26 protein-coding genes are annotated in these 26048 nt (G+C 69.6%); 12 read left to right on the top strand and 14 right to left on the bottom strand.

Annotation, left to right across the window (positions count from 1 at the left end; translation table 11 throughout):
- The first annotated feature begins 40 nt into the window (after nucleotides 1–40).
- The 8 genes from aroF to KGD87_RS06785 all read left to right on the top strand — a co-directional run bounded on the left by aroF (nucleotide 41) and on the right by KGD87_RS06785 (nucleotide 8228).
- Entirely contained in the window at nucleotides 41–940 is a 900-nt protein-coding gene (gene aroF / locus KGD87_RS06820; protein ID WP_284666676.1) for a 3-deoxy-7-phosphoheptulonate synthase, read from the top strand.
- Nucleotides 937–1626 carry a bifunctional demethylmenaquinone methyltransferase/2-methoxy-6-polyprenyl-1,4-benzoquinol methylase UbiE gene (gene ubiE, locus KGD87_RS06815; RefSeq protein ID WP_284666675.1) on the top strand — a complete coding sequence of 230 codons (690 nt, stop codon included), beginning with the start codon at nucleotides 937–939 and terminating at the stop codon, nucleotides 1624–1626. The genes aroF and ubiE overlap by 4 nt, the downstream gene beginning before the upstream one ends.
- A 67-nt stretch (nucleotides 1627–1693) precedes the next feature.
- Nucleotides 1694–2209, top strand: a complete 516-nt coding sequence (locus KGD87_RS06810) for a shikimate kinase (protein ID WP_284666674.1) — start codon at nucleotides 1694–1696, stop codon at nucleotides 2207–2209.
- Nucleotides 2206–3477, top strand: a complete 1272-nt coding sequence (locus KGD87_RS06805) for a shikimate dehydrogenase (RefSeq protein ID WP_284666673.1) — start codon at nucleotides 2206–2208, stop codon at nucleotides 3475–3477. The genes KGD87_RS06810 and KGD87_RS06805 overlap by 4 nt, the downstream gene beginning before the upstream one ends.
- Nucleotides 3474–4493 carry a chorismate synthase gene (aroC, locus tag KGD87_RS06800; protein WP_284666672.1) on the top strand — a complete coding sequence of 340 codons (1020 nt, stop codon included), beginning with the start codon at nucleotides 3474–3476 and terminating at the stop codon, nucleotides 4491–4493. Before KGD87_RS06805 ends, aroC begins: the two co-directional genes overlap by 4 nt.
- The gene (locus KGD87_RS06795; RefSeq protein WP_284666671.1) at nucleotides 4490–5560 is read left to right on the top strand and encodes a 3-dehydroquinate synthase; all 1071 of its coding nucleotides are present in this window, start codon (nucleotides 4490–4492) and stop codon (nucleotides 5558–5560) included. Before aroC ends, KGD87_RS06795 begins: the two co-directional genes overlap by 4 nt.
- The gene (locus KGD87_RS06790) at nucleotides 5557–6849 is read left to right on the top strand and encodes a carboxyvinyltransferase (protein WP_284666670.1); all 1293 of its coding nucleotides are present in this window, start codon (nucleotides 5557–5559) and stop codon (nucleotides 6847–6849) included. Before KGD87_RS06795 ends, KGD87_RS06790 begins: the two co-directional genes overlap by 4 nt.
- 77 nt (nucleotides 6850–6926) lie before the next feature.
- Entirely contained in the window at nucleotides 6927–8228 is a 1302-nt protein-coding gene (locus tag KGD87_RS06785; protein ID WP_284666669.1) for a citrate synthase, read from the top strand.
- A gap of 104 nt (nucleotides 8229–8332) precedes the next feature.
- Here the strand turns inward: KGD87_RS06785 and KGD87_RS06780 are convergent, their stop codons facing one another.
- Nucleotides 8333–10159, bottom strand: a complete 1827-nt coding sequence (locus KGD87_RS06780) for an AMP-dependent synthetase/ligase (RefSeq protein ID WP_284666668.1) — start codon at nucleotides 10157–10159, stop codon at nucleotides 8333–8335.
- Between the two features lie 80 nt (nucleotides 10160–10239).
- On the opposite strand from KGD87_RS06780, the gene KGD87_RS06775 reads away from it, so the two are divergent.
- The 3 genes from KGD87_RS06775 to pyk all read left to right on the top strand — a co-directional run bounded on the left by KGD87_RS06775 (nucleotide 10240) and on the right by pyk (nucleotide 13033).
- Entirely contained in the window at nucleotides 10240–10614 is a 375-nt protein-coding gene (locus KGD87_RS06775; protein WP_284666667.1) for a hypothetical protein, read from the top strand.
- Between the two features lie 130 nt (nucleotides 10615–10744).
- Nucleotides 10745–11485: a bifunctional nuclease family protein gene (locus KGD87_RS06770; RefSeq protein WP_284668591.1), complete on the top strand. Its 741-nt coding sequence runs from the start codon at nucleotides 10745–10747 to the stop codon at nucleotides 11483–11485.
- Between the two features lie 147 nt (nucleotides 11486–11632).
- The gene (gene pyk / locus KGD87_RS06765) at nucleotides 11633–13033 is read left to right on the top strand and encodes a pyruvate kinase (protein WP_284666666.1); all 1401 of its coding nucleotides are present in this window, start codon (nucleotides 11633–11635) and stop codon (nucleotides 13031–13033) included.
- Nucleotides 13034–13090: 57 nt separating this feature from the next.
- Here pyk and KGD87_RS06760 read toward each other — a convergent pair whose 3' ends face one another.
- The 9 genes from KGD87_RS06760 to KGD87_RS06720 all read right to left on the bottom strand — a co-directional run bounded on the left by KGD87_RS06760 (nucleotide 13091) and on the right by KGD87_RS06720 (nucleotide 22681).
- A complete protein-coding gene (locus tag KGD87_RS06760) occupies nucleotides 13091–13756 on the bottom strand; it encodes a DUF7986 domain-containing protein (protein WP_284666665.1) in 666 nt (221 codons plus the stop codon).
- A gap of 16 nt (nucleotides 13757–13772) precedes the next feature.
- Nucleotides 13773–14897, bottom strand: a complete 1125-nt coding sequence (gene carA / locus KGD87_RS06755; RefSeq protein ID WP_284666664.1) for a glutamine-hydrolyzing carbamoyl-phosphate synthase small subunit — start codon at nucleotides 14895–14897, stop codon at nucleotides 13773–13775.
- Complete coding sequence (locus KGD87_RS06750) at nucleotides 14897–16210, bottom strand: dihydroorotase (protein ID WP_284666663.1); 1314 nt, start codon at nucleotides 16208–16210, stop codon at nucleotides 14897–14899. Before KGD87_RS06750 ends, carA begins: the two co-directional genes overlap by 1 nt.
- Nucleotides 16207–17100: an aspartate carbamoyltransferase catalytic subunit gene (locus KGD87_RS06745; RefSeq protein WP_284666662.1), complete on the bottom strand. Its 894-nt coding sequence runs from the start codon at nucleotides 17098–17100 to the stop codon at nucleotides 16207–16209. The genes KGD87_RS06750 and KGD87_RS06745 overlap by 4 nt, the downstream gene beginning before the upstream one ends.
- Nucleotides 17101–17185: 85 nt before the next feature.
- Nucleotides 17186–18442, bottom strand: a complete 1257-nt coding sequence (gene lepB, locus KGD87_RS06740) for a signal peptidase I (protein ID WP_350101633.1) — start codon at nucleotides 18440–18442, stop codon at nucleotides 17186–17188.
- Nucleotides 18443–18445: 3 nt separating this feature from the next.
- Nucleotides 18446–20257 carry a translation elongation factor 4 gene (lepA, locus tag KGD87_RS06735; protein ID WP_284666660.1) on the bottom strand — a complete coding sequence of 604 codons (1812 nt, stop codon included), beginning with the start codon at nucleotides 20255–20257 and terminating at the stop codon, nucleotides 18446–18448.
- 271 nt (nucleotides 20258–20528) lie between these two features.
- A complete protein-coding gene (locus KGD87_RS06730) occupies nucleotides 20529–21473 on the bottom strand; it encodes an NAD-dependent epimerase/dehydratase family protein (RefSeq protein WP_284666659.1) in 945 nt (314 codons plus the stop codon).
- Nucleotides 21474–21518: 45 nt separating this feature from the next.
- Nucleotides 21519–22478, bottom strand: coding sequence for a UDP-glucuronic acid decarboxylase family protein (locus KGD87_RS06725; RefSeq protein WP_284668590.1), 960 nt, complete (start codon nucleotides 22476–22478; stop codon nucleotides 21519–21521).
- Between the two features lie 23 nt (nucleotides 22479–22501).
- Nucleotides 22502–22681, bottom strand: a complete 180-nt coding sequence (locus KGD87_RS06720) for a ribbon-helix-helix domain-containing protein (protein WP_002640579.1) — start codon at nucleotides 22679–22681, stop codon at nucleotides 22502–22504.
- Between the two features lie 94 nt (nucleotides 22682–22775).
- Here KGD87_RS06720 and KGD87_RS06715 point away from each other — a divergent pair, with 94 nt between their 5' ends.
- A complete protein-coding gene (locus KGD87_RS06715; protein WP_284666658.1) occupies nucleotides 22776–23369 on the top strand; it encodes a hypothetical protein in 594 nt (197 codons plus the stop codon).
- Nucleotides 23370–23393: 24 nt separating this feature from the next.
- On the opposite strand, the gene KGD87_RS06710 is transcribed toward KGD87_RS06715, so the two are convergent.
- From KGD87_RS06710 to KGD87_RS06695, 4 genes are all read right to left on the bottom strand, one after another.
- Nucleotides 23394–23756: a cupin domain-containing protein gene (locus KGD87_RS06710; protein WP_502888008.1), complete on the bottom strand. Its 363-nt coding sequence runs from the start codon at nucleotides 23754–23756 to the stop codon at nucleotides 23394–23396.
- 27 nt (nucleotides 23757–23783) lie between these two features.
- On the bottom strand, nucleotides 23784–24647 hold the full coding sequence (locus tag KGD87_RS06705) for an SPOR domain-containing protein (protein WP_284666657.1): 864 nt from the start codon (nucleotides 24645–24647) through the stop codon (nucleotides 23784–23786).
- A gap of 134 nt (nucleotides 24648–24781) precedes the next feature.
- Nucleotides 24782–25282: an HU family DNA-binding protein gene (locus KGD87_RS06700; RefSeq protein WP_502888007.1), complete on the bottom strand. Its 501-nt coding sequence runs from the start codon at nucleotides 25280–25282 to the stop codon at nucleotides 24782–24784.
- Nucleotides 25239–26021, bottom strand: coding sequence for a hypothetical protein (locus tag KGD87_RS06695; RefSeq protein ID WP_284666655.1), 783 nt, complete (start codon nucleotides 26019–26021; stop codon nucleotides 25239–25241). The genes KGD87_RS06700 and KGD87_RS06695 overlap by 44 nt, the downstream gene beginning before the upstream one ends.
- Nucleotides 26022–26048: the final 27 nt, after the last annotated feature.

The raw sequence follows: 26048 nt of genomic DNA, 5'->3' as shown, positions 1-26048 counted from the left end.
GGAGTTCAAAACCTCTTGAACTCCATGAAGGAGAGGGTCCGTGGGAGGCAAGCGGCCAGACGAACCAGCCGGGTCCGGACGGGCCCCGGGCGCGCTGCGGGTGCTTCGCGCGGAGCGGCCCGAAGGCACGCGCGTGCGCGTGGGTCCCGTGGAGGTCGGCGGCCCCGGGTTCGTCGTCATGGCCGGCCCCTGCGCGGTGGAAGGCGCGGAGCAGGTGCAGCACGCGGCCTCGGTGGTGGCCGCCGCGGGTGCCCATGTCCTGCGCGGTGGCGTATTCAAGCCTCGCACCAGCCCCTACGCGTTTCAGGGCATGGGCGAGCCGGGCCTGCACGTCCTGGCGGAGGCCGGGCGGCGCCACGGCATGCCCATCATCAGTGAGGTGATGGAGTCGGCGCAGATTCCCCTCATGGAGGAGTCCACGGACATCCTCCAGGTGGGTGCGCGCAACATGCAGAACTACTCGCTGCTGCGGGCGCTGGGGAAGGTGCGCAAGCCCGTGCTGCTCAAACGAGGCCTGTCGGCCACGCTGCAGGAGTGGCTGCTGGCGGCCGAGTACATCCTCGACGGCGGCAACGAGCAGGTCATGTTGTGCGAGCGCGGCATCCGCACCTTCGAGACGGAGCTGCGCAACACCCTGGACCTGGCGGCGGTGGCCTGGGCGAAGCAGCGCTCCCACCTGCCCGTCATCGTGGACCCGTCCCATGCGACGGGGGACCCGGCGCTCATCCTCCCCATGTCGCTGGCGGCCGCGGCCGCGGGGGCGGACGGATTGTTGATTGAAGTCCACCCGAAGCCCGAGCTGGCCATGTGCGATGGGCACCAGGCCCTGACGCCCGAAGGCTTCGAGACGTTGATGCGGCGGCTGCCAGCCGTGCTAGACGCGGTGGACCGACACCTTTGGCGGCCGGAAAGCCCGGCCCAGGTCGTGAGGGCGCGATGAGTACTGAAGTCCGTGAGATGTTCTCTTCCATCGCCACGAAGTACGACGTGACGAATGAGGTCCTCTCGTTCGGCATCCACCGGCTGTGGCGCCGGAAGGCCGTCCGGCTCAGCACCGCGAAGGAGGGAGACCGCGTCCTCGACTGCGCTTCGGGCACCGGCGACCTGGCCCTGGCCTTCAAGCGCAAGGTGGGCGTCTCCGGCCGCGTCGTGGGCACGGACTTCTGCCCGGAGATGCTGGAGAGCGCTCCCGCCAAGGCGGAGAAGGCGGGCCTCCAGGTGGACTTCCAGGTGGCCGACGCGATGGACCTGCCCTTCGCGGCAGACAGCTTCGACGTGGCCTCCATCTCCTTTGGCATCCGCAACGTGGATGACCCGGTGAAGTGCCTGAAGGAGATGGCGCGGGTGGTCCGGCCCGGTGGCCATGTGGTGGTGCTGGAGTTCGGCCAGCCCACGGGGGCCTTCGGGGCCCTGTTCCGCTTCTACAGCAAGACGGTGATGCCCGCCGTCGGTGGGCTGCTGACGGGCAACCGCGCCGCGTACCAGTACCTGCCCAAGACGTCCGCCGCCTTCCCGGCGGGCGACAAGTTCCTGGAGTTGATGGACCAGTCCGGGGCCTACGCGGCAAAGTCCGCGCATGCGCTCACGTTCGGCACCGCCTACATCTATGTCGGCACCGTCCGCTGAGGAGCGGCGGTACCTCGTCGAACAGATTCTCGCCTCGGTGGATCCCCGGCTCGCGCCGGAACTGAGGGTGGCGGTAGCCCGCCCGGGCCCCTCCCCATTCCCCGTCTCCGGACAGACGGTGGTGCTCGCCGGCCACCGAAGCGCGGGCAAGTCGCGCCTGTTGCCAATGGTGGCTCGCATGCTCGCGCGGCCCGGGCTGGACCTGGACGCGCACCTGGAGCGCCTCCACGGCCGCCCGCTGCGCAGGTGGGTGGCCGAAGCGCCGCAGGCGTTCCGGACCGCCGAACGTCAGGCCCTGCTGGACCTGCCGGCCGGAGCGCTGGTGGCCGTGGGAGGTGGCTTCCTGTCCCACCACCCGGACGCGTTGACCGGGCGCTTCACCCTGGTCGTCCCCGTGTGTTTCGACACCTACCGTGAGCGGCTGCTCACGGACCGGACGCGCCCGCGGCTGCGCGCCGACGTGTCGCTCGAAGAAGAATTGTCCGCCGTGTTCCATGAGCGCGAGGTGCTGCACGCCCGCGTCCCCACCGTGGCCCTGGAGGACTTCCTCCGAGGCTGCCTTGCCCCCGAGGTGCCCCTGTGACGCCCGCCCGGCGCGTCGTCACCCTGCCCCCCACCCTGCTCGGCGAGGACGCCGTCCGCTTCGCGCGTGACGGCCAGCGCCGTGGGGCGGACGTCCTGGAGATCCGCACGGATCTGCACGCCCCTGACGCGCTCGACCCGGAGGCGCTGGCGGCGGTGCTGCCGTTGCTCGTCTCCGAGCGGGGCAAGCCGCTGCCCGCTCGCTGGGTGGCCGCGGCCTGGCGCGTGGACCGGGACTTGATGGACGCGTCGGGGCAACAGGGTTCGCTGGCGGCACCGCCGGGAAAGCTGCTCGCGTCGCACCACGCGAGCCGGCAGCTGTCCACCGCGGAAGCGCTCCAGTTATGGGAGCGTGAGCTGCCCGCCGACGCCCAGGTGAAGCACGTGGAGCCGATGACGGACCCGGCGCACCTCGTCACGCTGCTGGAGACGCAGCGGCGGATGGCGGAGCGCTTCGGTGCCACGCGCGTCACGGTGCTGGGAATGGGCGCGGTGGCGCTGCCCACGCGGGCGCTGCTCGCTCGGGACAACGTGTTGGACTACGTCGCGGCGGGAGGCGCCTGGGTCGCGGCGCCCGGGCAGCGGCTGCTGGATGACGCCGTGCGGGAGCTGCGCGGCGCGGACCGGTACACGGTGGCGCAGCCGCCGCGGCTGGGCATCCTGGGGACGTCCATCCTCCACTCGCGCTCGCCCCGCATCCACCGGCAGCCCTTCGACCGCATCGACCTGCCGGAGGACGGGCCCGTGGAGGCGGTGGTGGACGCGCTGCTGCCGCACTACGGAGGCTTCGCCGTCACCAGCCCCTTCAAGCTGCGGCTGGCGAAGCACACGGGGTCCTCGCTGGACGCCATCAACACGCTGGTCCGCCGGGGCGACCGGTGGGAATCCTTCAACACCGACACGTTCGGCGCCCGTACGGTGCTCGGGCGGCTCGGGGCTCGCGAAGTCTTCGTCCTGGGAGACGGGGGCGCCACGTCGGCGCTCCGGTCCGTGGCGGCGGAGCTGAGCTGTGACTTGCGCGTCTTGCGACGCGCCGACATCCAGGCGCCTCTCACAGGGGCGGGCGTCTGGACGTGGCCCGATAGGGTGCCCGCTCCTGACGACCTGCGCTTCGACGGGGCCCGTGTGGCGGTCATCGCCTACGGCGCCCCGGGCCGGCGCATCGCCGCGGAGATTGTCCTCCGCGGCGGTACTCCAGTCTTGCTGGGTGCGGCGTGGTTCGTCGCGCAAGCCCGGCGTCAGCGCCAACTCTGGGAGTCCGCGACATGAATACCTTCGGCGAGCTGTTTCGCCTGACGACGTTTGGAGAGAGCCACGGCCCCGCGCTCGGCGCCATCCTGGATGGTTGCCCCGCCGGCGTGCCCCTGACGCGCGAGCAGATTCAAGTCGCGCTGGACCGTCGGCGCCCCGGCCAGTCCACCCTCACCACCGCGCGCAGCGAGCCGGACCAGGTGGAGCTCCTGTCCGGCGTCTTCGAGGACAAGACGCTGGGCACGCCCATCGCCGCCATCGTGCGCAACACGAACCAGCGCTCGGGTGACTACGAGAAGCTGAAGGCCGAGGACCGGCCCGGCCACGCGGACGCCGTGTGGCGCGAGCGCTTCAAGCACCGAGACCACCGCGGCGGCGGCCGCACCAGCGGGCGCGAGACGCTCTGCCGCGTCATCGGCGGCGCCATCGCCGAGGCGTACCTGGCCCGTGACGTGCCCTCCATCCGCACCGTCGCCTACGTGTCCCAGGTGGGCAACCTGGTGGCCGCCGTCCCCGCGCCAGGCCTCACCCGCGAGCAGGTGGACGCGCACGCCACGCGCTGCCCGGACGTCACCCTCCGCGACGAGATGTCCCAGCGCATCCTCACCGCGAAGGAGGCGGGCGACAGCCTGGGTGGCGCCATCGACGTGCGCGTGGAGGGCCTGCCGGTTGGTTTGGGCGAGCCCATCTTCGGCAAGCTCAAGGCGCGCATCGCCCAGGCGCTGGGCAGCATCGGCGCCGTCACCGGCGTCGTCTGGGGCCCACCCGACCTGCTCGAGCGCATTGGCCAGCCCGGCATCCAGTTCCACGCCGTGAAGGACGCGTATGGCGGCATCCAGGGTGGGCTCGCCAACGGTGAGCCGATGCAGCTCCGCACCTTCTTCAAGCCGCCCGCGACGCTCCAGGAGCACGCGAAGGGTGGCCGCCACGACCCCTGCATCATGCCCCGCGCCGTCCCGGTGCTGGAGGCCATGGTGTCGCTGGTCATCGCCGACCTCGTCCTCCACATGAACGCGAGGCCGCACGCCCTATGAGCGCTCTTCCTCCCGGGGCCTACCGTCCGCCGTCTGACCGCTGGGGCACCTTCGCCCGGCTCGCGAAGAACCTTCCCGAGGGCAGCATCGCGGTGGTGGACCGCACCGTCGCGAAGCTCCACCCCACCCTCCTCCCCACCCTGGAGGCGCGAAAGCCCCGCGCCATCATCCAGCTCACCGGCGGCGAGAGCGCCAAGACGTTCACCGCTCTGGAGAAGGTCCTGGCGAGCGGCCTGGCCCTCCCGCGCTCCGGCACGCTCGTGGCCGTGGGCGGCGGCACCATCGGTGACGTCTCCACCGTGGCCGCGCACCTCCTCAAGCGCGGCGTGCGGCTGGTGCAGGTCCCCACCACGCTGCTGGCGGCGGTGGACAGCAGCGTCGGCGGCAAGGGCGCTGTCGACATGACGGTGCGCGGGCGTGTGGTGAAGAACCCCGCCGGCGTCTTCCACTACGCGGACGAAGGCTGGGTGTGCCCCGAGTTCTTCGACAGCCTCTCCGATGCGCAGCGCCGCGAGGGCGCGCTGGAGGCCTGGAAGATGGTGGTCAGCCTCGACGCGCCGTGCTTCCGCCGCTACGTGCGCAAGCCGCCCGCGCTGGAGAAGCTGGTGAAGGACGCCCGCGCCCTCAAGGAGAGCATCTGCGCGCAGGACCCGTACGAGCACGCGGGGCTGCGCCGGGTGCTCAACTTCGGCCACACCTTCGGCCATGTGCTGGAGAGCGTGTCCCGCTTCAAGCTGTCCCACGGTGACGGCGTGGGCCTGGGCATGCTGCTGGCCCTGGACGTGGGCCGGCACCTGGGCGTGACACCGGAGCCCGTGGCCGCCGAGGTCGAGGCCGCCCTTTCCAATGGCCCCGGCGTCCAGGGCCGCGAGCGCGCCGCCGCCCTCCTCCGCCGCGCGCCGATGAAGGACGTGCTGGCGCTGCTCACCGCCGACAAGAAGGCCGGCGCCAGGGGCGAGCTGCGCATGGTGCTGCTGACCGCCATTGGCGACACCGAGGTGCGTGACGTGGACGAACCGAGCTGGCGTGCCTTGTGGCCCGCTTGGACGAAGGGGGTGCGCCCATGAGCACGGCGAAGGCTTCGCGTATCCGGGTGGACCCCTCCTCGCTGCGCGCCGCGCCCCTCACCCCGCCCGTGTCCAAGTCGGACGCGCAGCGGGCGCTGGTGCTGGGGCACCTCACGGGCGCGTGGCCGCTGCCCTCGGTGCAGGCCGAGGCCGACGAGGACCTGCCCGCCGACGTGCGCGTGCTGCGCCGGGGCGTCGAGTCCCTGCGCCTGCCGCCGGACGCCGTGCGCGACATTGACTGCGCGGACGGCGGCGCGCCCTTCCGCATCCTGGCCACCCAGGCGGCGGTGACGCCCGGCGCACAGGCGCGCTTCACCGGCACGCCCCGCCTGGGCGAGCGGCCCCACGGCCCGCTCTTCACGTCGCTGCGCGAAGCCCTGGCGCCGGCGGGCCTCACGCTCACGGAGGGCACCCCCTGGCCGGTGGAGCTGCGCGCGCCCCGTGACACGTCGAGCGTCCCCCCCGTGTTCCGCGTGCCCGGCGCCCAGAGCAGCCAGTACGCCTCCAGCCTGCTGCTGGGCTGCGCGGCGCTGTACCTGCGCGAGCGCCGCCCCTGGCGCGTGGAGATTGACGGCCCCCTCACGAGCGCGGGCTACCTGGAGCTGACGCTGACGTGGCTGCGGCGCTTCGGCTTCGACGTCCAGCGCTCACCGTCGAGCTACACCGTGGCCGGGTACGCGGCGCCCCCGGCCGTCCCGGCGCTTCCGGGGGACTGGTCGTCCCTGGGCTACCTGCTGCTGGTGGCCTGGAAGACGGGCGGCACCGTGGTCCGCGCGGACACGGGCAGCGCCCACCCGGACGACGCCATGGTCCGGTTGATTGAGCAGGTGGGCCTGCGCGCGGTGCCCACCGGTGCGCCCTTCACCCTGAAGGTGGAGGGCCCGCTGTCAGGGGGCCTGCGCGCCTCCGGCGAGGAGTGCCCGGACCTGCTCCCCACGCTGGCCGCGCTCGCCTGCGTGCTTCCAGCGCCCTCCACGCTCACGGAGGTGGGCATCCTCCGCGTGAAGGAGAGCGACCGCCTGGAGGGTATCCGGACGCTCGTGAAGGCGTTCGGCGGAACCACGGAGCTCCAAGGCGAACGGCTGCTGATCCAACCACCCCGCATGCCACCCTCGGGCTTCGCGATGAGCAGCGAGGGGGACCATCGTCTCGCGATGACGGCTGCGACACTGTGTGTCCTGTCCGGCGCGCCGCTGACACTCACCGGTCCGGAGTGCGTGGAAAAGAGCTTTCCTGGGTTCTGGCGGCAGCTGTCCGGGGTGGGTGTTCGGATAACTGATGCACGCTGAGACCCTCAGTGTCCGACCAGCAGACTTATCGTTCTTTTTTGTTGAAAGCACTCTGCGCCCTGTGAAATCTCCGCCCCATGGCCAAGGACACGCTGACGATCACCGACAATCGGACCGGGAAGACCTACGAGGTCCCGGTCGAGAACGGCTGTATTCGCACCAATGCTCTCCGCCAGATCAAAACGGGCGACGATGACTTTGGGCTGATGGGCTACGACCCGGCGTTCCTCAACACCGCCAACTGCAAGAGCGCCATCACCTTCATTGACGGAGACAAGGGCATCCTCGAGTACCGGGGCTACCCCATCGAGCAGCTCGCCGAGAAGTCGAGCTTCCTCGAGGTCGCCTACCTCCTGCTCAACGGTGAGCTGCCCACGGAGAAGGAGCTGCAGCAGTTCAACCACCTCGTCACGCACCACACCTACGTGCATGAGAACGTGAAGAGCTTCATGGACGGGTTCCGCTACGACGCGCACCCCATGTCCATGGTGAGCTCCACGGTGGCGGCGCTGTCCAGCTTCTACCCCGACGCGAAGAACATCAAGGACCCGCTGAGCCGCCGCATCCAGATCACGCGGCTCATCGCGAAGATGCCCACCATCGCCGCGTTCTCCTACCGGCACACGATGGGCCTGCCCTACATCTACCCGGACAATGATTTGTCCTACGTCGCCAACTTCCTGGCGATGATCAAGCGCATCGGCACGGCGACCTACAAGGTCCACCCCGTGCTCGAGCGCGCGCTCGACATCCTCTTCATCCTGCACGCGGACCACGAGCAGAACTGCTCCACCACGTCCGTGCGCACGGTGGGCTCGTCGGAGGTGGATCCGTACTCGGCGGTGAGCGCGGGCATCGGCGCCCTCTACGGCCCGCTGCACGGCGGCGCCAACGAGGCGGTGCTCCGCATGCTCCGCGACATCGGCCACATCTCCAAGATCCCGGAGTTCATCAAGTCGGTGAAGAGCGGCGAGGGTGAGAAGAAGCTGATGGGCTTCGGTCACCGCGTCTACAAGTCCTACGACCCGCGCGCGAAGGTCATCAAGCGCGTGGCCGACGAGGTCTTCGAGGTGACGGGCAAGAACCCGCTGCTGGAGATCGCCGTCGAGTTGGAGCGCATCGCGCTCGAGGACGAGTACTTCGTGAAGCGGAAGCTGTACCCGAACGTCGACTTCTACTCGGGCCTCATCTACGAGGCGATGGGCTTCCAGGTGGAGATGTTCCCGGTGCTCTTCGCCATCCCCCGCACGGTGGGCTGGTGCGCGCAGTGGGAGGAGATGGTGACGGACAACGAGCAGAAGATCGCCCGTCCGCGACAGGTGTTCACGGGCGCCCCGCGCCGCGACTACGTCCCCATGAAGCAGCGCGCCGCCAAGTAACCTGTGGCACCCGGCCCGCGCTGCTCGCGTGGGCCTGAAGCACGAAGGGGCGAGGAACCGCGAGGCTCCCCGCCCCTTTCGCTTTTCCCGCGGCGACGGCGCGCTCAGCCCGTCCGCGAACCGCCCCGCGGAGACTCGTCGTAGAGCGACTCCACGAGGCCAGCGTATTTCTCCGCCACCACGTTGCGGCGCACGCTCAGCTTCGGCGTCAGCTCGCCGCCCTCCACGGAGAAGTCCCTCGGCAGCACCGCGAAGCGCTTGATGGTCTCGAAGCGGGACAGCTTCGGATTCACCTCGCGCTCCACGCGCTCCTGGAGGAACTGGCGCAGGCGGGCGTCCTCCGCCAGTTGGGCCGCGTCCTCCGGCCACCCCTGCGCCTTGGCCAGCGCCCGCGCCTTCTCCGCGTCCAGCGTCAACAGCGCCACCAGGAAGTTGCGGCGCTCGCCCAGCACCACCGCCTGCCCCACGCCGGGCAAGGCCCTGAGCAGCTCCTCGATGTTGGAGGGCGACGTCTTCTTCCCGCCCGAGGTGACGATGATGTCCTTCTTGCGGCCGGTGATCTGGACGTAGCCGTCCGCGTCCAGTTGGCCCACGTCACCGGAGTGCAGCCACCCGTCCGCCAGCAGCTCGGCGGTGGCCTCCGGGTTCTTGTAGTACCCCATGCAGACGTTGCCGCCGCGCACCAGCAGCTCGCCGTCGTCCGCGATGCGCAACTCCACCCCCATCATCGCCTGGCCCACGGAGCCCAGCCGCGTGTGAGACTCGGTGTTCACCGTGCCGGGGCCCGTCACCTCCGTCATGCCCCACACCTCGTGGATGACCATGTCGATGGAGGCGAAGAAGTCCAGCACGTCCCGGCCAATGGGCGCCGCCGCCGTGGCGAAGAAGGACACCCGCTCCATGCCGATGCGCTCCTTCAGCGGGGCGAAGACGAGCTTCCTGGCGAGCAGATACTGGGCCTCCAGCGTCATCGGGACGCTCTGGTGGTGCATCACCCGCGCATGCCGCTCCGAGGCGACGTGGCGGGCCCAGGCCACCACCCGGCGCTTCGAGGGCGGCTGCGAGGCCAGTCCCTCCTCCGCCTTCGCCTTGAACTTCTCCCACACGCGCGGCACGCCGAAGAAGAACGAGGGGCGCACCTCCCGCAGGCTCTGCGGCATCGTGTCCACCGACGCCGCGAAGTACACCTGCACCGCGCTCAACAAGGGGCTGTGGAGGGAGATGATCTGCTCGGCGATGTGTGACAGCGGCAGGTACGACACGAGCGAGGACGCGTCAGGCCGGCCGAACGTCACCGAGTCCGTGAGCTGCTTCGCCGTCCACACCAGGTTGTGGTGGCTGAGCATCACCCCCTTGGGGTGGCCGGTGGTGCCGGAGGTGTAGATGAGCGTGCCCATGGCCTCCGGCTTCAGGGCGTGGACGCTGTCCCAGTAGGGCTTCTCGTCCGCGCCGGTGCCCAGGGCCATGACGTCCGCGTAGCGCAGCACACCCTCCGGGAGCGGGAGCACCGTGGGCGCGTCGATGATGACGACGTGGCGCAGCTTCGGCAGCCGCTCGCGCAGGGCCAGGGCGGTGCGCAGGTGCTGCGCGTTCTCCACCACCAGGAGCGTGGCCTCGCAGTGCCCCAGGATGTACTCCAGCTGCTCCGGGGCGCTGGTGGTGTAGAGACCGACAGGGACGCCCCCCATGGCGATGGCCGCCAGGTCAGCGACGTGCCACTCCTCGCGGTTGAAGCTCAGGATACCCACCGGCTGGCCCGCACCCACCCCCAGCGCGTGCAGACCCAGGGCGAAGCGCCGCACCCGCTGCGCATATTCAAACCACGAGGTGGGCGCATAGGCGCCCCCACGGCGCGTCCACAGGGCCGGGCGCTGCTCCTGCTGCGCGGCCCGGTCATGGAGCGCGTGCACCACCGTCTTGGGAAGGTCCATGCCCTGAACGCTAGCGGATGCAACGCCCCGCACCAATGTCCCGACGTCTCGGACGTTGACAGCTAGTTGGAGTGCTTTGTATGCCGCGCTCGACCATGAGCATCGACTTCACCTGCCAGAAGTGCGAGGCGAGCTTCGAGCTGGACGCTCAGGACCTCATTGAAGGGACTGAGAAAATCGTCTGCCCGCATTGCGACGCCAAGGCGCCCGCCAACCTCACGGAGGACTTCGTCGCAGCGCTCACGGAGATGCGCGCGCAGATCGCCGCGCTCGACAAGCGGTTCGCCGTGTCCATGACGTTGGAGTCCGAGGACCTGGAGGACATGCTCGACGAAGACGACGAGGAGGACGACGAGGACGACTCGGAGGACGACGACCTCGATGAGGACGAGGACGAGGACGTCGACGACGAGGAGGACTACGACGAGGACGAGGACGACGACGACCGTCGTTGAGCCTGTCCGCCTGCCCTCCAGCCCGGGGAGCGCCCCACGCAGCAGGGGGTAACCGGGCCTGGAGCGCAACCCTCCCGGCAGATGGCCGGGTGCGTAGCTTAAAAGCGTGAAAACGCCCAACCGCGCCACTTTGTTCGTCGCACCTCTCTCGGCCGTGCTTCTGGCGCTCGGAGGGCTGCTGCTGTTTCCCGCCTTCACCCCACCGGTAGCGCTGGCGGCCCTGGGAGGCGCTCAGGGCCAGCCCTGTGTCACCGAAGGGAAAGACGACCCGAAGGCCTGCTCCGAGTTGGTTGAGCTCGAGGTGCAGGACGTCGTCCCACTGGAGGAAGCCCAGGCCCACGCCGTGGTCCTGGCCACCAAGGACAAGGGCATCGTCCTCCCGGTGTTCGTGGACGAGGCCTCGGCCATCTCCATCGCCTTCCGGCTGGCGGAGCGCCAGCCACCCCAGCCGCTCGCGCAGGACCTGCTGGACGACGTGGTGACGGAGCTGGGAGCCAAGGTGACGGAGGTCCGCATCGACGACCTGCGTGACAACGTCTACTCGGGCCGCGTCTTCCTGGAGCAGGGCAAGAAGAAGATGACGCTGGACGCCCGGCCGTCGGACTCCATCGCCATGGCGCTCACCAGCCACGCCCGCATCCGCGTCACCCGCAAGGTGCTGACGCTGGCCGGCATCACCCGCGAGGAAATCGAGGGGCTCCAGCAGGAAGGCCCCGGCGTGGGCGGCAGTGGTCCGCTGGACGCGCCCGGCTTCCCTGCCCCGGGCGCCCCGAGTGAGCCGCCCATCGACATGGACATGGAGGCCCTGCCGCCGGGCCACCCGATGCTCAAGGCGCCGCCGCTGGGCACGGGCAAGGAAATCGAGCTCTAGGTCCTGACGCGCGGCACTCGCGAGAAAGCCCGGCCCCCCTCCCAGGGATGCCGGGCTTTCTCTCTCTGCCATCATCGGCAGAAGAGTTAGTCCCGCAGGCGCGAGGCTGTCAAGCCGGGCCCCTGGCCGCCTAGGATGCACGGCCCTATGCGCAAGGCGAAAATCATCTGCACCCTGGGCCCCGCTTCGGACACGCCCGAGGTCATCGAAGGGTTGATCCGCGCGGGCATGAACATGGCGCGGCTGAACTTCTCGCACGGCACGCACGAGGAGCACCGCCGCCGGGTGGAGATCATCCGGAAGGTCGCCAAGCGCCTGGGCACGCCGGTGGCCATCCTCCAGGACATCCAGGGGCCGAAGATTCGCCTGGGCCGCTTCGAAGGCGGGCAGCTGCTGGTGAAGCAGGGCCAGGCCGTCACGGTGACGACGCGCAACGTCCTGGGCCAGGACGGCGTCATCCCCACCCCCATCAAGACGCTGGTGAAGGACGTGGCCAAGGGCCATGAAATCCTCCTGGACGACGGGCGCGTGCGGCTGCGGGTGCTGCGCGTCCACGGGCAGGACGTGTTGTGCCGAGTGGAGGTGGGCGGGGTGCTCAAGAATCACAAGGGCCTCAACCTGCCCGGCTCGCCCATGTCGGTGCCCACGATTACCCGCAAGGACGCGGCGGACCTGGCCTTTGGCCAGGAGGTGGGCGTGGACTACGTGGCGCTGTCCTTCGTCCGCACGCCGGAGGACATCAAGAAGGCGCGCGCGCACGTGGCGAAGCTGAAGACGCCCCTCATCGCGAAGATTGAAAAGCCCCAGGCGGTGGAGCGCTTGGAGGAGATCGCCGCCGTGGCGGACGGCATCATGGTGGCGCGTGGCGACCTGGGCGTGGAGATGCCGCTGGAGCGCCTGCCGGCCATCCAGAAGCACATGGTGAGCGCGGTGAACCGCATGGGCGGGCTCGTCATCGTCGCCACGGAGATGCTGGAGAGCATGGTGGCCAACGCGCGCCCCACCCGCGCCGAGGTGTCCGACGTGGCCAACGCCATCCTCGACGGCGCGGACGCCGTCATGCTGTCGGGCGAGACGGCCGCGGGCAAGTACCCGATTGAAGCGGCGTCCACCATGGCGTGCATCGTGGAGGAGACGGAGCGCAGCGTGGTGAAACACTCGCACCACTCGCCCTTCGAACGCTCCGAGGACCTGGGCACCGGCGTGGCCGCGGCGGCCGTGGCGGCGGCGACGCAGCTGGGCATTGGCACCATCGTCGCCTACACGGAGAGCGGCCACACCGCGCGCATCATCTCCGAGTTCCGGCCCCAAGCGCGCATCATCGCCCTCACGCCGAACGAGGCGGCCGTGAATCGCATGGCGCTCTACTGGGGCGTGACGGGCCTGCAGGTGGCGCGTGTCTCCACCACCGACGCCATGCTCACCCAGGTGCGTCAGCTGTGCCGGAAGGAGAAGCTCTGCGCGCCCGGCACGCCCGTGGTGGTGGTGGCCGGCGTCCCGCTCAACGTCCCGGGCAACACCAACCTGATGAGCATCCACCGCGTCTGAGCGGGCCAGCGACGGGCCCCGGGACGTGCAGTCACCGGGGCGCCGCGGCTGGCGGGCTCAGAGGATCTTCTGCTCGAAGTCGTAGATTTTTTCGACGGCGAGCTGCCGGTAGCGCTCCACGTTGAGCGCGCGGCGGGCGCACTCCCACACCAGCTCGTTGGGCGTGCGGTCCGGCTCCTTCTTCTTGCGGCGCTTCACCTCCGCCTTGATGGCCTTCACGGCCATGCGGGGGTGGTAGCAGAACGCGGCGGAGAACAGCAGGTGCCCACCGAAGGGGATGAGGCGCGCCTCGATGATGTCCCCCGTCTCCAGACCCGCGACGTGGCGGCGCTCCGTCACGTCGAAGTCCTTGCCGGAGTACAGCTCGCGCAGACGGACCTCGCCCTTGCCCAGCTTGCGGACCTCGAAGAGGCCGTGGACCGTCTCCGTGAAGCTCCGGAAGGCGTTGGCCTCCTCGGGCGCGGAGCCGGCCAGGCGCTGCTCGTAGAACTCCGTGGCCGGCGTCTTGTTCGTCAGGGACGAGACGCGGTCATAGAGGTAGTAGTCCAGGAAGGACGCCATCCGCAGCTCGAAGAGCTTGTCGTCCTCGAAGACCTCGCCCGTCAGACGGAAGTACTCCGCCTTGGCCTGGAGCAGGTCCTCCTTGCGCGACTCGGCACTGCCAAAGGCGATGAGCTGATCCAGATACGGCTGATAGGAGAGCGGTGACAGCGACGAGGTCATATTCGGTGGCGCCATCCTACTCCGCCATCAGCTTCGCGAACCTGCCGAAGAGATAGCGCGCGTCATGGGGGCCGGGCGAGGCCTCGGGGTGGTACTGCACGCTGAAGGCCCGCGCGTCCGGGACGCCCAGGCCCTCCACCGTGCCGTCGTTGAGGTTGATGTGCGTCACGACGGCCAGGCCCTTGAGGCTGGCGTCATCCACGGCGAAGCCGTGGTTCTGCGCGGTGATTTCCACCTTGCCCGTCGTGAGGTCCTTCACCGGCTGATTTCCGCCCCGGTGGCCAAACTTCATCTTGTACGTCCGGCCGCCCAGGGCCAGCGCCATGATCTGGTGGCCCAGGCAGATGCCGAACACCGGCACCTTGCCCAGCAGCGCCGCCACGGTGCGGTCCGCGCCCTTCACCGCCGCCGGGTCTCCAGGGCCGTTGGCCAGGAAGACGCCGTTCGGCTTGCGCGCCAGCACCTCCTCCGCCGTGGTGTTGGCCGGCACCACCGTCACGCGGCAGCCCACGTCCACCAGGAAGTGCAACATCGACTTCTTCAGGCCGTAGTCGTAGGCCACCACGTCGAAGCGGGGCTCGGCGGGCGTCTGCACCTCTCCCAGGCCGGTGAAGACGTCCGGAGAGGGCTGGGTGAAGGTGTAGACCTCCTTCGTGGACACGCCCGTGGCCAGGTCCAGGCCCTCCATGCCGCGCGCGGTGCGGGCGCGCTCCACCAAGGCCGCGGGGGACAGGCCCTCGCTGGAGATGACGCCCATCTGCGCGCCATGCTCGCGCAGGTGACGCACCAGGCGGCGGGTGTCGATGCCCTCGATGCCGGCCACGCCGTTGCGCTTCAGGTACGCGTCCAGCGACTCCTTCGCGCGCCAGTTGGACGGCTGCTCGCTGAGGGCGCGCACCACCATGCCCACCGCGTGCACCCGGGCGCCCTCCTCGTCCTCCGGGTTGGCGCCGACGTTGCCCATCTCCGGGTACGACATGGTGACAATCTGGCCCACGTACGAGGGGTCCGTGAGGACCTCCTGGTAACCGTACATGGTCGTGTTGAACACCACTTCACCCACCGTTTCGCCCACCGCGCCAAACGCGCGGCCTTCGAACGTGGTGCCATCCGCCAGGGCGAGCACTGCCCGCTTCGTCATCACCGCGACTCCTTGCTCTGGCCGACCTGGCCCGTGTCGAACACCTTGTGGCCCGTCACCCACGTCTGGATGACGCGCCCCTTCTGCTGCCGGCCATGGAACGGGGTATTGCGGCTGCGGGAATGGAACTGGTGGGCGTCCACCGTCCACTCCGCGTCCGGGTCCACCACCGTGACGTCCGCCGGCGCTCCAGGCGCCAGGTGACCGCCCGGCAGGCCGAACGCCTTCGCCGGCCCGTGCGTCAGCAGCTCCACCGCGCGGTTCGCGGTGAGCACGCCCGCGTGCACCAGCTCCAGCGTCAGTCCCAGCGCCGTCTCCAGCCCCACGATGCCGTTGATGCCCTTCTCGAACTCCACCTGCTTGTCCAGCACGCCGTGCGGCGCGTGGTCCGTGGCGATGGCGTCCACCGTCCCGTCCACCAGCGCCTCGCGCAGGGCCCGCACGTCGGTGTCCGCGCGCAGCGGCGGGGCCATCTTCGCGTGGGTGTCGTAGTCCCCCACCGCCCGGTCATCCAGGATGAAGTGGTGCGGCGCCACCTCGCAGGTGACGCGCAGGCCGCTCCGCTTGGCCTCGCGGATGAGCCGCACGCTGCCCTCGCAGGACACGTGCGCCACGTGCAGCCGGCCCTTCGTCTCCTCCAGCAGCACCAAATCCCTGGCCACCATGGCCACCTCCGCCGAAGCGGGGATGCCGCGCAGCCCCAGCCGCGTGGAGGTGGTGCCCTCATGCATGGCCCCGCCCGCGGACAGCGTCAGGTCCTCCTCGTGGACCATGACGGGCACGTCGAACTGGGTGGCGTACTGGAGCGTGCGCCGCATCAGCGACGCGTTCATCACCGGGCGGCCGTCGTCGGTGATGGCCACGCAGCCGGCGGACACCAGCTCGCCCATCTCCGCCAGCTCCTCGCCCTTGAGGCCCTTGGTGATGGCCCCGGCGGGATAGACGTGACACAGGCCCGCGGCGCGGGCGCGGTTCAGCACCAGCTCCGTCACCATGGCGCTGTCGTTGACCACCTTGGTGTTGGGCATGGCCACCACGGCGGTGAAGCCGCCCGCCACCGCGGCGCGGCAGCCGGTGAGGACCGTCTCCTTGCCCTCCTCACCCGGCTCGCGCAGGTGGACGTGCAGGTCGATGAAGCCCGGCAGCACCCACTTGCCGGTGGCGTCCACCACCTCCGCGCTGGAGGGCACCGGCAGCGGGGCCTCCGACACCTCCACCACCTTGCCGTCGCGGACCAGCACGTCGCGGACGCCATCCACTCCGTTGCGCGGGTCGATGACACGCCCCCGCCTGAAGAGCACCGTGGAGCTCATGCCGTACACACCTCCAGGATGGCCCGCCGCACGGCGACGCCGTTGGACACCTGCTCCAGGATGACGCTGCGGGGCCCGTCCGCCACCGCCGGCGCCAGCTCCACGCCCCGGTTGATGGGGCCCGGATGCATCACCACCGCGTCCGCCTTCATCCGCTCCTCGCGGGCCACGCTGAGGCCGAACAGCCGTGCATATTCACGCGTGGACGGCAGGAACGCCTGCCCCTGCCGCTCCAGTTGGATTCGCAGGCACATCACCGCGTCCGCGTGCGGGAGCGCCGCGTCCAGGTTGTGCGTCACCTCCGCGCCCAGCGACTCCAGCCCCGGCGGCATCAGCGTGGGCGGGCCGCACATCACCACCCGGGCACCCAGCGCCTTGAGGCAGTGCAGGTTGGAGCGGGCCACGCGGCTGTGCAGCACGTCCCCCACGATGAGCACCGTGCGCCCGTCCAGCGAGCCCCAGCGCTGACGCAGCGTGAAGGCGTCCAGCAGCGCCTGGGAGGGGTGCTCGTGCGTGCCGTCCCCCGCGTTGATGACGGCGCACTTCACGTGCTTCGCCACCAGGTGCGGCGCTCCGGACGAGCGGTGACGCATGACGATGGCCACCGGCCCCGTCGCCTCGATGTTGCGGGCGGTGTCCAGCAGCGTCTCACCCTTGGACACCGAGGAGCCGGTGTGCGTCCAGTTGAGCACACTGGCGCCCAGCCCCTTCGCCGCCATGTGGAACGACGTTCGGGTCCGGGTGGAGTCCTCGAAGAAGAGGTTCGCCACCACCTTGCCGCGAAGCAGGTGGGTGGTGTCGGGAGCGCCGGGGAGGTGTGCCTTCGCCCGGTCGAGCAGTGACTCCAGCTCGTCCCGGCGCCAGCCTTCGATTCCAAGCAGGTGTCTCATGGCCGGGGGCGCCGCGTACCCCGGGCCGTGCGGCACGTCAAGCGTCGTGCGCGGCGCGCCGGCCTGCCTGCTTCCAGCGAGCGCCTCAACGGACCGGTTCGAAGAACCGATCCACGCGCAGGCCCGTGCCACCGAACAGGCCGTGCAGCAGCCCGTGGTAGCCCAGCGACAGCCACACCACCATGGCCTTGCCCTTGATGTGGCCGTAGGGGACGTACTCCGCCTTGCCGTACCCCGTGACGCCCAGGCCGTGGCGGCTGTCCGCGCTGTTGTCCCGGTTGTCACCCACGGCGAAGACGTGCCCCGGAGGGACCTCGTAGGGGCCTTCCCGGCGCGGCATGCGCGGCAGCGTCTGCAGCGCGGCGTGCGCCACGCCGGACAGGTCCTCCTCGTAGAGGGTCTCCTGCTGGTCGTACCAGCGCCCGTCGTCGGTGATGTTGTGGACGGTGAACGCGTTGGCGACGAGCTCGCGCTGCTGCGGCTGGCCGTTGATGTGGATGACGCCGTTGATGAACTCCACCACGTCGCCCGGCACGCCGACCACGCGCTTGATGTAGTCCACCGACTCGTTCACCGGGTTGTTGAAGACGATGACGTCTCCCCGCTCCGGCGGCCTGACGATGACGAACGGCACGAAGTTGAGGAACGGGACGCGCACGCCGTAGATGAACTTGTTGACGAAGACCTGGTCGCCAATCTCCAGCGTGGGCAGCATGGAGCCGGAGGGGATGCGGTACGGCTCCACGATGAAGGTGCGGAACACCAGCGCCACCAGCAGCGCCTTGCCGAACCCACCCAGGAAGTCCATGGCGGACTGCTTGCGGAACGCGCCCAGGTGCTGCGCGGTGAGCGCCTCCAATCCCTTGACCTCGGTGCGCAGCGCCTCCGCGTCACCCGCGGCGGAGGCCTGCTCCACGCGCAGCGCCTGCTCGGCGATGCGCTCCAGCACCGGCCCCGCCACCTTCGCGCTCACGCCGGGCTTGCGGAGGATGCGCTCGTTCTCCTCCAGCAGCTCGTTCGCTTCGTGGCGCACGCCCCGCAGCGCCTTCTCCCTGGGGGAGACGTTGCGCCACACCAGCAGGGCCACGAAGTAGAGGACCAGCAGCAGCCCCAGCCCCTTCATCACCGGCTGGGCCCACGCGGCGGAGGCGCGCGAGTACTCGATGAGCACCGTGTACGGCACGTACAGCAGCGCGAGGATGATCAACGGCGCCCAGAGGCTGGTGAGGCGCTCGCGCCACACCAGCCCACGGTGGGCGCGAAGCATCTCCGGCGTGCGGCGGGCCGCCATCGCCTCGGAGAGCTTCGCGGGAGGGGTGGCGGAAGGCATGGCCGCGTTCATGGGCTACTGCTCCGACTTGAGGACCGCGAGGAAGGCTTCCTGCGGAATCTCCACCGTTCCGACCTGCTTCATGCGCTTCTTGCCCTCCTTCTGCTTCTCCAGGAGCTTGCGCTTGCGGCTGATGTCACCACCGTAGCACTTGGCGAGCACGTTCTTGCGCATGGCGGAGATGGTCTCACGCGAGATGATCTTCGCGCCAATCGCCGCCTGGATGGCCACCTCGTACATCTGCTTCGGGATGACCTCCTTCAGCTTCTGGCACACCTCGCGGCCACGCAGGTACGCGCGCTCGCGGTGCACGATGACGCTGAGGGCGTCCACCGGGTCCCCGTTGATGAGGATGTCCAGCCGGGCCAGGTCGGATTCGATGTAGCCGGCCAGCTCGTAGTCGAGGCTGGCGTAGCCGCGCGACACGCTCTTGAGCTTGTCGAAGAAGTCGAACACGACCTCCGCCAGCGGCATCTCGTACGTCACTTGCACGCGCTGGCCGCTGCTGCCCAGGTACTTCATGTCCTTCTGCACGCCGCGGCGCTCCTGGCACAGCTTGAGGATGGCGCCCAGGTGGTCGTTGGGGACGTGGATGTGGCAGGTGAGGATGGGCTCCTCGAACTTCTCGATGTGCTGCACCGGCGGCAGCTTGGCCGGGTTGTCCACCAGCAGCGTGTCACCCTTGCTGGTGGTGATGCGGTACACCACGCTGGGCGCGGTGGTGATGAGGTTCAGGTTGTACTCGCGCTCCAGGCGCTCCTGGACGATCTCCATGTGCAGCAGGCCCAGGTAGCCGCAGCGGAAGCCGAAGCCCAGCGCGGTGGACGACTCCGGCTCATAGGTGAACGCCGAGTCGTTGAGCACCAGCTTCGCCAGCGCGTCGCGCAGGTTCTCGTAGTCCGCGGAGTCCACCGGGAAGATGCCGGAGAACACCATGGGCTTCACTTCCTTGAAGCCAGGGAAGGGCTCGGACGTGGGACGCGCCTCCTCGGTGACGGTGTCACCGACCTTGGCGTCCTGCAGCTCCTTCACGTTGGCCACGAGCACGCCCACTTCGCCCGCGATGAGCTGCGTCACCGGACGGGAGAACGGGCTGAACACGCCCAGCTCCTGGACCTCGAAGACCTTGTTGGTGCTGAACAGCTTGATCTTCTGCCGCAGCTTGAGCGTGCCTTCCAGCACGCGCACCAGCGTCACCACGCCCCGGTAGTTGTCGTACCAGGAGTCGAAGATGAGCGCCTTGAGCGGCGCGTCCGCCGAGCCGCTCGGCGGCGGCACCGTCTTGACGACGGACTCCAGGATGTCCTGGATGCCGATGCCCTCCTTGGCGGAGCACGGCACCGCGACGGACGCGTCGATGCCGATGACGTCTTCAATCTCCGTGCGGGTGCGCTCCACGTCCGCGCTCGGCAGGTCGATCTTGTTGATGACCGGGATGATTTCCAGGTTGTGGTCCAGCGCCATGTAGACGTTGGACAGCGTCTGGGCCTCCACGCCCTGCGTCGCGTCCACCACCAGCAGCGCGCCTTCGCACGCGGCCAGGCTGCGGCTGACCTCGTAGGCGAAGTCCACGTGTCCTGGCGTGTCGATGAGGTTGAGGACGTACTGCTTGCCGTCCTTCGCGGTGTAGTTCATCCGCACGGACTGGGCCTTGATGGTGATGCCCCGTTCGCGCTCGATGTCCATGTTGTCGAGGAACTGGGCTTGCGCCTCGCGCTTGGTCAGGGTCCCCGTCTTGTCGAGGAGACGATCCGCCAGCGTCGACTTTCCATGGTCGATGTGGGCGATGATGCAGAAGTTGCGAATGTGCGCGTTTTCAGCCGGCATGTTCAGGGCGCTCGTCGGAAGAAGCGGGCGTGCGTAACAGGGAATCGCGCGAAAATCTACGCGCACGCGTCCGCCCGATGAGCAACCCACCAGGGGAGCTTGTTTGTTCCCCAGTCATCAGCGCCCATCCCGGGCGAACGCCCCTGGGACAAGCCCCGAGCCCCCGCCCGGCACGCCCGGTCCCCGGCCCTCACGGCCGGCCCGGGTACGCGCATGGGAAGGGGTACCGCCCTCCCCCGCCTCGGATGGAAGCGGGGGCACCGGACGCCGCTCAGCCGTGCGCGCGAGCGGGCGCGCCAGCCTTCTGACGGAAGTACTCGATGGTGCGGCGCAGGCCCTCGCGCACGTCGACGCTTGGCTCCCAGCCAAGCACCTTCCTGGCCAGCGCGTTGTCCACGCAGGAGCGCAGCTGCTCCCCCGGCTTGCCGGGCGCGTGCGCGACGGAGACGCTGGAGCCCGCCGCCTCGGCCAGCAGCGCGTAGAGGCGGTTGATGTCCGTCTCCACGCCCGTGCCGATGTTGATGGCGCCCACGTAGTCCTTTTCGAAGGCCAGCCGGTTGGCGCGGGCCACGTCCGGACCGAAGACGAAGTCGCGGGTCTGCTTGCCCTCGCCGAAGATGGTGCACCCCTGATTGGCGATGAGCCGCTGGCTGAAGATGGCCACCACGCCCGCCTCGCCGTGCGGGTTCTGCCGCGGGCCGTAGACGTTGGCGTAGCGGAGCGCCACGTAGGGCAGGCCGTACTGCGCCCGGTAGTAGCCCAGGTACAGCTCACCGGACGCCTTGGAGACGCCGTAGGGCGAAATGGGCCGTGTGGGGTGGCTCTCCGGCGCCGGGAACACGTCCTGCTCGCCGTAGATGGCGCCGCCCGTGGAGCTGAAGATGACCTTCTTCACCCCGGAGACGCGGGCGGCCTCCAGCAGGTTGAGCATGCCACGGATGTTCACATCCGCGTCGAAGCTCGGGTCGTCCACGCTGCGGCGCACGTCCATCTGCGCCGCCAGGTGGCAGAGCACGTCGGGCTTCTCGGACTTGATGAGCTCCGACGCCTCGCGGCTGCGGATGTCGTGGACCGCCAGGCGCACGCGCGGGTCCAGGTTCTCCCGCTTGCCGCCGGACAGGTCATCCAACGCGATGACCTCGTGTCCACCGCGCAGGAACTCATCGCACACATGCGAGCCAATGAAGCCCGCGCCACCTGTCACCAGGACCTTCACGCAACCTCCCACCTGCAGGGCTTGCAGCAACGACGCGCCGGCAAACTATGCCGCGGGCTTCGTGCCGGCAACCTCTCGGAACCACGCAATGGTCTCCCGAAGACCGTCTTCCAGCGGCACCTTCGGCTCCCAGCCCAGCAGCGTCCGGGCGCGGGTGATGTCCGGCTGCCGCTGCTTCGGATCATCCTTGGGCAGCGGCTTCTCGATGATGGTGCCCCCCCCGCCCGCCGCCGCGCGCACGGCCTCCGCGAACTGACGGATGGTCATCTCCCGGGGGTTGCCGATGTTCACCGGGTTCGGCTCGTCCGACAGCATCAGCCGGACCAGCCCGTCCACCAGGTCCTTCACGTAACAGAACGAGCGCGTCTGGCTGCCGTCCCCGAAGACGGTGAAGTCCTCGCCCTTGAGGGCCTGGCCCACGAAGGCCGGCACCACGCGGCCGTCGTTGAGGCGCATGCGCGGGCCGTAGGTGTTGAAGATGCGGACGATGCGGACCTGCACGCCCTTGGTGCGCCCATAGGCCGCGGTGATGGCCTCCGAGTAGCGCTTGGCCTCGTCGTACACGGACCGGGGGCCAATGGGATTCACGTTGCCCCAGTAGTCCTCGCGCTGCGGGTGCACCAGCGGGTCGCCGTACACCTCCGACGTGGAGGCCATCAGGAACACCGCCTGGTTCGCCTCCGCCAGCTTCAGCCCGTTCTCCGTGCCGATGGAGCCCACGCGCAGCGTCTCCAGGGGGAGCTGCGCGTAGTCGATGGGCGAGGCCGGCGAGGCCATGTTGAAGACGTAGTCCAGCGGCCCCTCCACCGGGATGCGCTCGGTGATATCCGCCTTCACGAAGGAGAAGCCCGGCCGCCCGTTCAGCGTGCGCAGGTTCTCTTCGTTGCCGGTGATGAGGTTGTCCACGGCGATGACCCCCGCCGCGCCGTCATCCAGAAGACGCTCACACAGGTGCGACCCGACGAAGCCGGCGCCGCCCAGGACCGCTACCCGCTTGCCACGCATGCTCTTCACGTCACGCCTCTCTCTCACAGCTCGTCGAACGTCGACTGCCCCGGCAGCTGCGCCTTGTACTTCTCCAGGACCAGGTCGATGCCTTGGCGGATGTACTCGGCCACGGGCACCTTCGTCTTCTGGTTCAGCGCCTTGAGGAGCTCGTTCTGCTCCGGGGTGATGTAGATGGTGGTGCTGACTTTCTTTCGGGCCATGGCGATATGTGAAAATATATGGAATGACGTGTCGCGCGAAAGCATCTCGTGCGAATGACGTCGCCAGGCGGCCCCCGGACGCTGGGAGTTCTCCATGCCACGCTACAAGCAGTTGATTTTCCTGGGCTTCATGGCCTCGGGTGCCCTGGCCGGCTGTGCCAGCGGCAAGTCGGCGGAGCAGGACGGCGCCGCCAGGGGCCGGCAGGCCGGGGAGGCCATCCGCCCGGAAGGCGCGGCCAACGAGGAGGTCACCCCGCAGGACGCCAACGGCGACGGCCGCCCGGACGTGTGGACCTACACGGTGGACGGACGGAAGGTGCGCCAGGAGCTGGACCTGAACTGGGACGGCCGCGTGGACCTGACGCGCTACTTCGACGCGAGCGGCGTCAAGGCGCGCGAGTCGCTGGACCTGGACTTCGACGGCCGCGTGGACTCCACCTACTTCTACGAGAAGGGCGTCAACACGCGCCGCGAGCGCGACACCAACGGCGACGGCCGCCCGGACAGCTTCATCTACTACGAAGGCGGCAAGCTGGTGCGCAAGGAGCGCGACACGCGCGGGGCCGGCCGCATCGACTACTGGGAGTACTGGGAGGGGGGCCAGGTGGACCGCATCGGCGAGGACCTGGACGGGGACGGCACGGTGGACAAGTGGACCCGCAACCCGAACAACACGGCCCGCGAGTAGGCGGGCCGCCGCGGTGGACAGCGGCTACGGGTTGCTGGTGCCGGTGCGCCCGTAGGCGTCCTCGAGCCGGACCACGTCGTCCAGCTCCGGGGTGCTGACCTCGAGGATGTCGCAGTCGGTCAGCGCCACCATGCGGTGCCTGGTGAGCGGCTTGATGTGGTAGCTCTCACCGGGGTTCATCTCCTTCTCGATGAGCCCCTGGCCCTCGTCGACGACGAAGAGCAGCTTGCCGCTCTGCACGTGGATGGTCTCATCCTTGCGGTTGTGGAACTGCAGGCTGAGCTTGTGGCCCTGCTTCACGTGCAGCAGCTTGCCCACGTAGCGTTCGGTGTGAGCCCAGATGAGTTCGTATCCCCAGGGCTTCTCCACCCGCTTCGTCGTCGTCATGGCGCTTTCCGTCTTCCTCGTCCCGCTCTAGTTCGTGCCGGCCACGAATGCGTCGAGCGAAGTCTCACGCTTGAAGTCTGACAGATACCGGGTGGCCGCATCCCGCGAGGCGAAGCTTCCCATGCGGACGCGGTACCACGTCCCCTTGCCAGCCACTTCGGCCGTCAGGATATAGGGGGCATATCCCCGGTCACGCAACCGGGCGGCGAAGCGGTCGGCTTCCTGCCGGTCCTGGAACGCAGAGAGCTGGAGCGTGAAGGCCCCACCCTTCACGGCCTGCGCGGGCGGCGAGGCGGGCTGCGCCGGCCGCTGGGTGGCGCGGGCAATGGCCTCCTTCAGGCCGCCGCCCTCCGTGGTGGTGGTGCGCGTGGGGACGGCGGACGCCTCCACCTTGCCCGACACCGGCACCGCCTTCGCGGGGACCGGCGCCGTGGGCGCCTCGGCGACGACGACGCGCTCCGGCTCGGACTCCTCCGGCGGCAGCTCCCCCGTGTCCGGGTCCGGCGTGGGCGCCAGGGACGGGCGCTGCGCGGTGGCCGGCTTCGGCTCGGGCGGCTTCGGCTTCTCCGCCGGCGGCGGGGCCTTGGCGACGGCGGGCTTGGGGGGCGGCGGCGCCACCGGCTCTGCAACGGCCTTGCGGGTCAGCTCATCCGGGAAGGTGAGCGGCTGCTCCTGCTGCACGTTCTGGAGCGCCTGCGCGTTGGCATCCAACGCGGAGAGCAGGTCCGGCGCGGCCACGGCATCCGCGTTGCCCGCGAGCTTCTTGCCGACGACGACCCCCAGCACGAAGACAGCGCCCATCACGACAATGCCGGCGATGAGCAGGCTGACGATCTGCCGGTTGTCCAGCGAGACGTCGAACTTCTCCTTCATCCGGTGAGCATCACGCATGGCTTGAAAGTCCTCGGGCGCGGTCGCGACGGCCACACGAAATCCGTGTTGCGGCCTGTAGCGACGGCATGGAGGGCAAAGTACGCCCCACCCCTGGGTCGGTCAAATTCGCGGAACGACTCCGAGCCTCACCGTCAACCCGTGACGGGCACGGAGCGCGGGGACCCCGCGGCGAGCGGCAGCGACGACAGCGCCTCGCCGGGAGGGGTGTCCGGAGCGGGGGAAGCCGCCGTGGCGGGTGGGGCGTTGAGCCGCTCGCGCAGCTCCTTGCCGGCGGCGAAGGACAACGTGCGCCGCGCGGGCACCGACACGCGCTGGCCCGTCTTGGGGTTGCGGCCCGTGCGAGCCCGGCGCGCGCGGACGCAGAAGACGCCGAAGCCCCGCAGCTCGATTCGCCTCCCGGCGATCAGCGCCTGGGACATCTGCTCGAAGACGGCGTGGACGATGGCCTCTACCTCACGCCGTGGAACATGCGGTGCACGCTCCACGATGCGCTCGATGAGCTCACTGCGCGTCATGCACACCTCCCGCTGGGCGACCGCGGACTCTACCGAAGCGGGCCCCCGAAGGACAAACCGCCCTCCCCGCCCCTCACCGCAGCCGGACGTCCGCGGGCCCTTCGACTTCAATTTCACGCCCCTGCTGCGTGCGAAGGACGACCTCCGCGCCGTCGGGCACCACCAGACGCACCGTGCGGCCCAGGGGCACCTCGCCCCCTTCCAGCAGCACGGCGGAGGCCAGGTCGTCCGTCTCCGCCACGATGAAGCCGTCCTCCACGATGGCCACCAGCCCGCCCTCGCCCAGGTTGCCTGCGTGGATGTGTGGCACGCGGGGGCGCAGTGGCGGAGGCGGCAACGGCTTGCGAGGGCCATCTCGCGGCGGTTCGTCGGTGGCCTTGCTGGGCGACAGCCCGTTGGGCGTGAAGAAGGCGGCGAAGTAGCCGTTGGCGTTGTACGGGTCCTCCTGCTGGGCGCTCGCGGGCGTCACCTGCACCTGGGTGTAGCGCGCGGCGATGATGCGCAGCGGGCGCGGCGCCTCCTGGAGCTTGCCCTCCACGAGGTGGCGGGACGGCAGGTTGACGCCATGGAGCTTCGCCTCGTCCGCGTCGCCCACCTCCAGCGTGTCGCCCTTCTCCAGGAAGCGCAGGCCCCCGCCGAAGAACTCCAGCACCGCGGGGCCGGTGGCCTTCAGCTCGTCATGCCCCAGCAGTTGCGAGCCGACGGCGATGGGCCGCCACTGCTTGCCCTCCGCGCGCAGCACCGGCGCACCGGCGGCGAGCAGCCCCGCGACGGGTTTGTCCGAGCGCTCCTTGCAGCCCGCGGCCACGGAGACGGTGACGACCGCTATCAGACATCCCACGAGGCGCTGCGCCATGTGCCGCACCCTCCGAGGCACCGCGAG

The organism is Myxococcus sp. SDU36, assembly GCF_030168875.1.
GTDB classification, from domain to species: Bacteria; Myxococcota; Myxococcia; order Myxococcales; family Myxococcaceae; genus Myxococcus; species Myxococcus vastator.
This window is presented reverse-complemented; position numbering and strand designations above follow the sequence as displayed.

What these genes read in the sequence shown, in the direction of transcription:
- KGD87_RS06725 (WP_284668590.1), bottom strand. Translation starts at nt 22,478, where the DNA reads ATGCGTGGCAAGCGGGTAGCGGTCCTGGGCGGCGCCGGCTTCGTCGGG.
- KGD87_RS06780 (WP_284666668.1), bottom strand. Translation starts at nt 10,159, where the DNA reads ATGGACCTTCCCAAGACGGTGGTGCACGCGCTCCATGACCGGGCCGCG.
- lepB (WP_350101633.1), bottom strand. Translation starts at nt 18,442, where the DNA reads ATGAACGCGGCCATGCCTTCCGCCACCCCTCCCGCGAAGCTCTCCGAG.
- KGD87_RS06750 (WP_284666663.1), bottom strand. Translation starts at nt 16,210, where the DNA reads ATGAGCTCCACGGTGCTCTTCAGGCGGGGGCGTGTCATCGACCCGCGC.
- KGD87_RS06785 (WP_284666669.1), top strand. Translation starts at nt 6,927, where the DNA reads ATGGCCAAGGACACGCTGACGATCACCGACAATCGGACCGGGAAGACC.
- KGD87_RS06745 (WP_284666662.1), bottom strand. Translation starts at nt 17,100, where the DNA reads ATGAGACACCTGCTTGGAATCGAAGGCTGGCGCCGGGACGAGCTGGAG.
- KGD87_RS06790 (WP_284666670.1), top strand. Translation starts at nt 5,557, where the DNA reads ATGAGCACGGCGAAGGCTTCGCGTATCCGGGTGGACCCCTCCTCGCTG.
- KGD87_RS06760 (WP_284666665.1), bottom strand. Translation starts at nt 13,756, where the DNA reads ATGACCTCGTCGCTGTCACCGCTCTCCTATCAGCCGTATCTGGATCAG.
- lepA (WP_284666660.1), bottom strand. Translation starts at nt 20,257, where the DNA reads ATGCCGGCTGAAAACGCGCACATTCGCAACTTCTGCATCATCGCCCAC.
- KGD87_RS06795 (WP_284666671.1), top strand. Translation starts at nt 4,490, where the DNA reads ATGAGCGCTCTTCCTCCCGGGGCCTACCGTCCGCCGTCTGACCGCTGG.
- pyk (WP_284666666.1), top strand. Translation starts at nt 11,633, where the DNA reads ATGCGCAAGGCGAAAATCATCTGCACCCTGGGCCCCGCTTCGGACACG.
- KGD87_RS06715 (WP_284666658.1), top strand. Translation starts at nt 22,776, where the DNA reads ATGCCACGCTACAAGCAGTTGATTTTCCTGGGCTTCATGGCCTCGGGT.
- carA (WP_284666664.1), bottom strand. Translation starts at nt 14,897, where the DNA reads ATGACGAAGCGGGCAGTGCTCGCCCTGGCGGATGGCACCACGTTCGAA.
- KGD87_RS06775 (WP_284666667.1), top strand. Translation starts at nt 10,240, where the DNA reads ATGCCGCGCTCGACCATGAGCATCGACTTCACCTGCCAGAAGTGCGAG.
- KGD87_RS06705 (WP_284666657.1), bottom strand. Translation starts at nt 24,647, where the DNA reads ATGCGTGATGCTCACCGGATGAAGGAGAAGTTCGACGTCTCGCTGGAC.
- KGD87_RS06720 (WP_002640579.1), bottom strand. Translation starts at nt 22,681, where the DNA reads ATGGCCCGAAAGAAAGTCAGCACCACCATCTACATCACCCCGGAGCAG.
- ubiE (WP_284666675.1), top strand. Translation starts at nt 937, where the DNA reads ATGAGTACTGAAGTCCGTGAGATGTTCTCTTCCATCGCCACGAAGTAC.
- KGD87_RS06710 (WP_502888008.1), bottom strand. Translation starts at nt 23,756, where the DNA reads ATGACGACGACGAAGCGGGTGGAGAAGCCCTGGGGATACGAACTCATC.
- aroC (WP_284666672.1), top strand. Translation starts at nt 3,474, where the DNA reads ATGAATACCTTCGGCGAGCTGTTTCGCCTGACGACGTTTGGAGAGAGC.
- KGD87_RS06695 (WP_284666655.1), bottom strand. Translation starts at nt 26,021, where the DNA reads ATGGCGCAGCGCCTCGTGGGATGTCTGATAGCGGTCGTCACCGTCTCC.